The following is an 8235-nucleotide window of genomic DNA, read 5'->3' on the forward strand; positions in this document are numbered from 1 at the left end:
CGCCCCTCCCGTGGCCCCCGCGCCGCCCCTGGGCGTCCGCGTCCTCGACTCGCCCCCGCCGTACACCGGCGACCTCCTCACCGAGGCCTGGCGCGGGATCGGCCTGATCCGGCTCGCCTGCCTCGACCAGACCACCGACGCCTGGCACCGCCCCGAGATCCGCGACCGGGCCGCCGGCGTCGTGGCCGCCTACCGGCCCGGCCTGCCGCAGACCTGTACCTGGCCCGGCTCCCTCTGGCTCTACGCCGTCATGATCTCCGCCGACGCCGAACTGCTCCAGGAGGTCGTCCGGGCCACCGTCGACACCTCCCGCGCGCTCGGCCTGCGCTGGGAGCTGGCCTCCGCGCTGCAACTGCGCGCCAACATCCTGGCCAACCGCGCCGCCCGGGCCGGTGACGCCACCCGCGACGCCGACGAGAGCCTCGCGCTGTTCACCGAGCTCGGCGACGACTGGGGCTGCGCCGAGGCGCTGTCCGCCCGCGCCGAGTCCCTCGAACGGCTCGGCGCGCCCGCCCGGGCCGCCGAGGACTACCGGGCCGCCGTCGACCGCGCCCGCCGACTCGGCGCCCAGGCCCAGGTGACGGTCCTGCGGGTCCGGCTGGCCGGGGTGCTGCTGGAGGCCGGCGAGGGGGAGGAGGCCGAGGAGATCCTCACCGACATCCTGCGGGTCCCGCCCCGGTTCGGGAACGAGGCCTCGCCCGCCGCCCGGATCTTCCTCGCCGTGCGCTACGGCCGCACCGGCCGCACCGCCGAGGCCCGCACCGAACTCCAGCGGCTCCAGGAGGAGTTCGTCCTCGGCGCGTTCACCGTCTTCGACGGGTTCCTGCTCGGCGCGACGGCCTGGCTGGACAACCTGGAGGGCAAGCACGAGGACGCCCTCGCGGCCCTGCGCCGGGCCCTGGCCCTGGCCGGTGACCCGCTGACCGACATGGTCGCGCCGCAGCTCCCGGCCGTCCACCTGGTGACCGCCGCCGAGGCGTACGCCCTGACCGGCGGCCCCGAACGGGCCCGTACCGCGGCGCTGCTGCTCGGCGCCTACCGCGCCCACCTGCCCGCCGGGCACGTCCCCGTCACCACCGAACGCGAGACGCGCGACCGCGCCGAGCAGTACGCCCTGGCCGAGCTCGGCCCGGCGGCGTACGGCGCGGCGCGCGCCGAAGGCGGCGGCCTCACCCTGGAGGAGGCCACCGCCCTCGTCTGATCCGGTCCCCCGACCCCCGCCTTCGTCCGGGACGCGATCCGGAAGAAGGGCTCCCGGATCAGGTCTTGTTGCGGAACTTGCGCACCGCCAGCGGCGCCGTGATCACCGTGATGCCGACCGCCCAGGCCAGCGTGATCAGCACCGGCTGGGCGATGGCGCCCTCGTTGTTGATCAGGTGCCGCGCCGCGTCGGCGAGGTTGGACAGCGGGTTGACGTCCGTGAACGCCTGCAGCCAGCCCGGCATCGAGGTGGTCGGGGCGAAGATCGAGCTGCCGAACTGCAGCGGCATCAGCACCAGCATCGCCACGCCCTGCACCGCCTGGGCGGTCTTCATCGTCAGACCCAGCAGGATGAAGATCCACATCAGCGAGGCGCCGAACACCATGGACAGGGCGACCGCGGCGAGCAGCTGGAACACCGAGCCGTGCAGGGTCAGGCCCAGGACGAAGCCCATCACCAGCAGGATGGTGGTGGCCACCAGCATGCGGCCGATCTCGACCACGATCTTCGCGATGAGCACGGAGGACCGGGCGATCGGCATGGACCGGAACCGGTCCATCACGCCCTTCTTGAAGTCGTCGTTGACACCGGTGCCCACCGCCATCGCGATGTTCATGCCCATCATCGCCATCAGGCCGGGGACCAGGTAGTTGACGTACTGGTCCTGGTTGCCCGCGCCGAACATCGCGCCGCCGAAGACGAACACGAACAGCAGCACGAAGATGATCGGCATCAGCACGGCGTCGAACATCGACTCCGGGTCCGCCTTGATCTGCAGGGCGTTGCGGCGCGCCAGGGCGCCGATGTGCCGCAGGTGCGACCGCAGCGGGATCCGGCCCTCGGCCGCAGGGGCCGGCCGGCCCCCGGTCGCGGCGCCGGACGGCGTACGGGTGGGCGTCGTGGTGACGGTGCTCATGCCGCGACCTCCTCGGTCTGCTCGGCGGACGCCGGGTCCGCGACGGGGGTGGCCTTGTGGCCGGTGATGGCGAGGAACACCTCGTCCAGGCTGGGCAGATAGGTGCCGAGGTCGGCGATGGCGTAGCCGCGGGCGGCCAGCAGCCCGACGACGGCGGTGAGCTGCTCGTCGCTGAGGAGGGGGACCAGCAGCGTGCCCTCGTCCGGCACGGCCTGCGTCCCCGCCACCCCGTCCAGCCCGGCCGTGGCCAGCGCCTGGGCCATGCCCGGCACGTCGCCGGGGTCCACCGGGCGGATCCGCATCGTGCGGCCGCCGACCCGCGCCTTGAGCTCGTCCACCTTGCCCCGGGCGATGACCTGACCGCGGTCGATCACCGTCAGCTCGCTCGCGAGCTGCTCGGCCTCCTCCATGTACTGCGTGGTGAGCAGGACCGTCGCGCCCTCGGCGACCATCCGCTGCACCTCGTCCCACACCTCGTTGCGGGTGCGGGGGTCCAGGCCCGTGGTCGGCTCGTCCAGGTAGAGCACCGCGGGCCGGCCGATCATCGAGGCCGCCAGGTCCAGCCGCCGGCGCATACCGCCGGAGTACTGCACCGCCGGGCGGCCGGCCGCCTCGGTGAGCGAGAAGCGCTCCAGCATCTCGTCGGCGCGGGTGCGGGCCTCCTTGCGGGACAGGTCCAGCAGCCGGCCGATCATGTAGAGGTTCTCCCGGCCGGAGAGCTTCTCGTCGACCGAGGCGTACTGGCCGGTCAGGCCTATGGTGCGGCGCAGCTGCCGCGGCTGGCGGACCACGTCGTAGCCCGCGACGGTGGCGGTGCCCGCGTCGGGCACCAGCAGGGTGGACAGGCAGCGCACCAGGGTGGTCTTGCCGGCGCCGTTCGGGCCGAGGACACCGAGCACGGTGCCCTCCCGGACGTCCAGGTCCACGCCGTCGAGCGCCTTGGTCCCGCCGAAGTGCTTGACCAGTCCCCGGACCTCCACGGCGTTCGCGCCGCGCTGGGGGTTCTTGTCGTTTCGCGTCATGCCCACCATGGGACCAGGCGCCACTGACAAACCACCGACAGCGGACCGACGGGAAGGCGACAGCCCGCCGGCGCGGCGGCCGGCGGGCTGTCGGTGTGCTGTCGGTGACCTGTCGGTCAGGGGAAGCGGTGCCTTCGGTCAGTGGAAGCTGTGCTCCTCCTGGGGGAACGTTCCCCCGACCACGTCCTCGGCGAACGCGCGCGCCGCGTCCCCCATGGTCTGCCGCAGCTCCGCGTACTTCTTGACGAACCGCGGCAGCTTCCCGTTCGTCAGGCCCATCGCGTCCGTCCACACCAGCACCTGCGCGTCGCAGTCCGGGCCGGCGCCGATGCCCACGGTCGGGATGTGCAGCGAACGGGTCACCTCGGCGGCCAGCTCGGCCGGCACCAGTTCGAGCACCACGGCGAAGGCGCCCGCGTCCTGTGCGGCCTTGGCGTCGCGCAGGAGCTGGTGCGCCGCCTCGTCCCCGCGGCCCTGCACCCGGTAGCCCATGGCGTTCACGGACTGCGGGGTCAGGCCCAGATGGGACATGACCGGGATGCCGGACTGCACGATCAGCTCGGTCTGGGCCAGCGAACGCTCGCCGCCCTCCAGCTTGACCGCGCCGACGCCCGCCTCCTTCACCAGGCGGGTGGCGCTGCGCAGGGCCTGCACGGGCCCCTCCTGGTAGGAGCCGAACGGCAGGTCGCCGATGACCAGGGACCGGCTGGTGCCGCGGACCACGGCAGCCGAGAGCAGGGTCATCTCGTCCATCGTGACGGGCACGGTGGTGTCGTATCCGAGGTGGCAATTGCCCATCGAGTCGCCGACGAGGATGACCGGGATCCCGGCCTCGTCGAAGACCGAGGCGGTCATCGCGTCGTAGGCGGTGAGCATGGGCCACTTCTCACCGCGCTCCTTGGCAGCGGTGAGGTCGCGGACGGTGATGCGCCGGGTGCCCTTGCCGCCGTACAGGGTGGGTCCCACCTTGCCCGGTTCCGGGGCATGCGAAACGGCATGCGTCATTGCAACTGCTCCTTGTGTCATCTCGAGGCGCCCTCACGGCGTCCCCGGACTCACTCCCCATGGTGGCATTCGCCGGGCCCGCCCGGTAGTGCACGGCACGCCGCCCGGTGACTGCTCCGTCACACCTCGGCCGGCGCTCCACCGGCCCCCGCGAATGTGCGCGTTCCGTGACAGACGGAACCCCTGGCCCGGGCCCTTTCGTCCTCCCGGTGTACCGACCGCACGGACCGGTACGGAAGGCTCCGTATATCGCCTAGGGTCAAGGGGCGGGGACGGAGCGCAAGCACGGCAGCGAGGACAGTGGCATGGCACAGGCGTACGTGACGGAGACGGGGAACGGCGGCTCGGAGCCCGAGCCCTCCGGATCCCGCTTCCGGCGGCGGCTGTCCCGCCTGGCCCGCGAGGTCAAGGACCCCGCGACCTGGCGCCGCGGCCTGGTGGTCGCCGGGGTGGCCCTGCTGATCGCCCTGGTGATGATCCTCCACGCGGAGCTGCCCAACGACATCGGCAACACCGGCAGCCTGATCGAGACCTTCCTGCCCTGGCTGGGCCTGGCCGCCCCGGTGCTGCTGGCCGCCGCCCTGTGGCGGAGGTCCGCGACCGCGGTGCTCGCGGTCCTCCTGGTCGCCGCCGTGTGGGTGAACCTGTTCGGCGGCCTGGTCACCGACAAGTCCGGCTCCGGCGGCAACCTGATGGTCGCCTCCCACAACGTCGACGCCGACAACCCCGACCCGCGCGGCACCGCCGCCTCCGTCGCCCGCTCCGGCGCCGACGTGCTCGCCCTGACCGAGCTCAAGCCCAGCGCCGTACCCGTCTACGAGCAGGTCCTCGCGCAGACGTACCCGTACCACGCGGTCGAGGGCACCGTCGGCGTCTGGAGCAAGTTCCCGCTGAGCTCCAGCACCGCCGTCGACATCAAGATGGGCTGGACCCGTGCCATGCGCACCACGGTCGAGACCCGGCGCGGTCCCGTCGCCGTCTACGTCGCCCACCTGCCCTCGGTCCGGGTCAAGCTCGACGCCGGCTTCACCGCCAACCAGCGCGACAACAGTGCCGAGGCCCTGGGCCAGGCCATGGCCCGCGAGCAGCTCCGGGTGATCCTGATGGGCGACCTCAACGGCACCATGAACGACCGCGCGCTGTCCCCGGTGACCTCCCAGATGCGCTCCACCCAGGGCGCCGCCGGCGACGGCTTCGGCTTCAGCTGGCCGGCCCAGTTCCCGATGGCCCGGATCGACCAGATCATGGTCCGCGGCATCCGGCCGGAGGCCTCCTGGACCCTGCCGCGCACGGGCAGCGACCACCTGCCGATCGCCGCCCGCCTCACGGTCTAGGGCCCTGGCCGCCTGCGGGCCCCTCAGGCCTGTTCGCGCCAGCCGTTGGTGATGGGCAGCCGGCGGTCCTTGCCGAAGCCCTTCGCGGAGATCTTCGTGCCCGGCGGGTACTGGCGCCGCTTGTACTCGGCGGTGTCCACCATCCGCAGGGTCCTCGCCACCAGCTCCCGGTCGAAGCCGGCCGCCACGATCTCCTCCAGGCCCTGGTCCCCGTCCACGTACCGGGCGAGGATCGCGTCGAGCACCGGGTAGTCCGGCAGCGAGTCGGTGTCCACCTGGCCCGGGCGGAGCTCGGCGCTGGGCGGCTTGGTGATCGAGGTCTCCGGGATCGGCGGGGTCTCGTCGCGCTCGCGCGCGGCCCGGTTGCGGTACTCGGCGAGCCGGAACACGTCCGTCTTGTACACGTCCTTGATCGGCCCGTACGCACCGACGGAGTCGCCGTAGAGCGTCGAGTAGCCGACCGCCAGCTCGGACTTGTTGCCCGGGGCCAGGACGATGTGGCCCTCCTGGTTGGAGACCGCCATCAGCAGGGTGCCGCGCAGCCGGGACTGGAGGTTCTCCTCGGCCAGCCCGGTCAGCTCCAGGGCGCCCATGTACGCGTCGAACATGGGCTCGATGGAGACCGTACGGAAGTTCAGCCCGGTCCGGCGGGCCAGTTCGGCCGCGTCGTCCCGGGAGTGCTCGGAGGAGTACTTCGAGGGCATCGAGATGCCGTACACGTTCTGCGCGCCGATCGCGTCGCAGGCGACGGCCGCGACCAGCGCCGAGTCGATCCCGCCGGACAGGCCGACCAGCACCGAACGGAACCCGTTCTTCCGGACGTACGCGCGCAGACCCACGACAAGGGCGTCGTAGATCTCCTCCTCGTCCTCCAGCCGGTCGGCGTACCCGCCCGTGACCACGGGCTCGTCGTCCTGCTCCGGCGCCTCGGAGAGGATCACCCGGTCGATGCGCAGGCCGTCGTCGACCACCCCCTGCGGGGCGTCGGGCGCGGCGGCCGGCAGGTCCAGGTCGACCAGGACGCAGCCCTCGGAGAACTGCGGGGCCCGGGCGATCACCTCGCCGTCCCGGTCCACCACGATCGTGTCGCCGTCGAAGACGAGCTCGTCCTGGCCGCCCATCATCGCCAGGTACGCCAGGGTGCAGCCGGCCTCCTGGGCCCGCTTGCGCACCAGCTCCAGGCGCTGGTCGTCCTTGTTGCGCTCGTACGGAGAGGCGTTGACCGACAGCAGCAGCCCGGCCCGGGCGCTGCGGGTGGCCGGGACCCGGCCGCCGTCCTGCCAGAGGTCCTCGCAGATGGCCAGCGCCACGTCCACGCCGCGCACCCGCAGGACGGGCTGGGTGTCGCCGGGCACGAAGTAGCGGAACTCGTCGAACACCCCGTAGTTGGGCAGGTGGTGCTTGGCGAAGCGGAGCACCACCTGACCGCGGTGCAGCACCGCGGCGGCGTTCTCGGGGGCGCCGGCCGGGCGGCCGAACCGGGGGACGGCCTTCTCGGCGCGGTCGAGGTAGCCGACGACGACCGGCAGCTCGCCGAGGCCCTCGGCGTCGAGCCGCGCGGCCAGCTCGCGCAGGGCCGTGCGGGAGGCCTCGACGAAGGAGGCGCGCAGGGCCAGGTCCTCGACCGGGTAACCGGTGAGCGCCATCTCGGGGAACGCCACCAGATGGGCGCCCTGCTCGGCGGAGTGCCGGGTCCAGTGCACGATCGAGTCGGCGTTGGCCGCGAGGGCGCCCACGTGCGAGTCGATCTGATTCAGAGCGAGGCGAAGTTGAGGCACGGGCCCAGTGTAATCGTCTTTCTGACGCGATGTCCTGGGTCCCGTGTCCTCGGCGACCGGCCGGCCTCGGCGGATTCCGCGGATCCTGCGGATTCCGTGGATTCCGCTGCTTCCGGGTCAGCCGATGGGGCCGGCGAACTTCGCGCTCGGCATCAGCGTGCCGGGGGAGAGGTCCGCGGTGATGCTGGAGGTGCCCTCGGGCACCTCCCAGGCGAACACCCCGGTGGCGGAGGCGCCCGGCATGATCGAGCCCTTGATCATCTTCGGCACGGTGGTGTCGAAGACCAGGTCGGCCGTCATGCCCTTGTCGTCACGGACGTTGGGCACGGCGTAGATGACCTCGTGGGGACGGTCGGAGGTGTTGGTGATGGTGGCCGACAGGGTGACGGCGTTCTTCACCGTCTGGCGGCCGTAGGCGGTCTCCGGCTTGTACTTCACCGGCTTCGACAGGGTCACCTTGATGCCGTTGTCGAGGGTGACGGTCTCGCCGAAGGCCACGGCGGTGGTCACCCCGGGCACGTCCGCCGGCTTCGACGGCGCGGGGCGCGAGGGCGCGCCGGGGCGGGTCGGCGTGCTCGGGTCGGCCGGCCGGCTCGGGTACGTCCGCCCCGACCGCGGCTCGTCCTTCTCGAACTCGTGCACCAGCTCCTTGGTGAGGAACCAGCCGAAGACGGAGGCGGCCAGCGCCAGGACGCCGAGGCAGGTGCCGGCGACGGCCATCGCCTTGCGCGGGGCGCCCTTGGAGGCCCGGCCGAGCGCACCGATGCCGAGGCCCACCCCGACCACGGCCAGGATGCCGCCGAACCAGAAGAGGAACGGGACCGGCGCGAACACCAGGCCGATGCAGCTCACGGTGAGTGCGGCCACGGCCAGCCCGTTGGTGGCCGCACTCACCGTGAGCTGCATCGGCCTGGTGTTCGCGCCGGTCCCGTTCCTCTTCTGGTTCGGCGGCATCCTGGCCGTGGTCGGGGTGGGCCTC

General features: G+C 72.5%; 6 protein-coding genes and 1 pseudogene. 2 read left to right on the forward strand and 5 right to left on the reverse strand.

The genetic code is table 11. From position 1 onward, the window contains the following. Positions 1-1201, forward strand: a pseudogene (locus EF918_RS37315) (hypothetical protein); the annotation flags it as partial. A gap of 58 nt (positions 1202-1259) precedes the next feature. Here EF918_RS37315 and EF918_RS28530 read toward each other — a convergent pair. The 3 genes from EF918_RS28530 to panB form a co-directional block, all read right to left on the reverse strand. Beyond that, on the reverse strand, positions 1260-2117 hold the full coding sequence (locus EF918_RS28530; RefSeq protein WP_125651813.1) for an ABC transporter permease: 858 nt from the start codon (positions 2115-2117) through the stop codon (positions 1260-1262). Continuing rightward, positions 2114-3148, reverse strand: a complete 1035-nt coding sequence (locus EF918_RS28535; protein ID WP_125651814.1) for an ATP-binding cassette domain-containing protein — start codon at positions 3146-3148, stop codon at positions 2114-2116. Before EF918_RS28535 ends, EF918_RS28530 begins: the two co-directional genes overlap by 4 nt. Before the next feature lie 129 nt (positions 3149-3277). Beyond that, a complete protein-coding gene (gene panB / locus EF918_RS28540; RefSeq protein WP_125651815.1) occupies positions 3278-4144 on the reverse strand; it encodes a 3-methyl-2-oxobutanoate hydroxymethyltransferase in 867 nt (288 codons plus the stop codon). A 305-nt stretch (positions 4145-4449) separates the two neighbouring features. Between panB and EF918_RS28545 the strand changes: the two genes are divergently transcribed. Then, complete coding sequence (locus EF918_RS28545; RefSeq protein ID WP_125651816.1) at positions 4450-5478, forward strand: endonuclease/exonuclease/phosphatase family protein; 1029 nt, start codon at positions 4450-4452, stop codon at positions 5476-5478. Positions 5479-5501: 23 nt separating this feature from the next. Here the strand turns inward: EF918_RS28545 and EF918_RS28550 are convergent, their stop codons facing one another. After that, positions 5502-7256 carry an NAD+ synthase gene (locus tag EF918_RS28550; RefSeq protein WP_185921963.1) on the reverse strand — a complete coding sequence of 585 codons (1755 nt, stop codon included), beginning with the start codon at positions 7254-7256 and terminating at the stop codon, positions 5502-5504. 117 nt (positions 7257-7373) lie between these two features. Then, positions 7374-8150: a DUF4190 domain-containing protein gene (locus EF918_RS28555; RefSeq protein WP_221889766.1), complete on the reverse strand. Its 777-nt coding sequence runs from the start codon at positions 8148-8150 to the stop codon at positions 7374-7376. Positions 8151-8235 lie beyond the last annotated feature (85 nt).

It is taken from the genome of Streptomyces sp. WAC06614, from assembly GCF_003949795.1.
Taxonomy (GTDB): Bacteria; Actinomycetota; Actinomycetes; order Streptomycetales; family Streptomycetaceae; genus Streptomyces.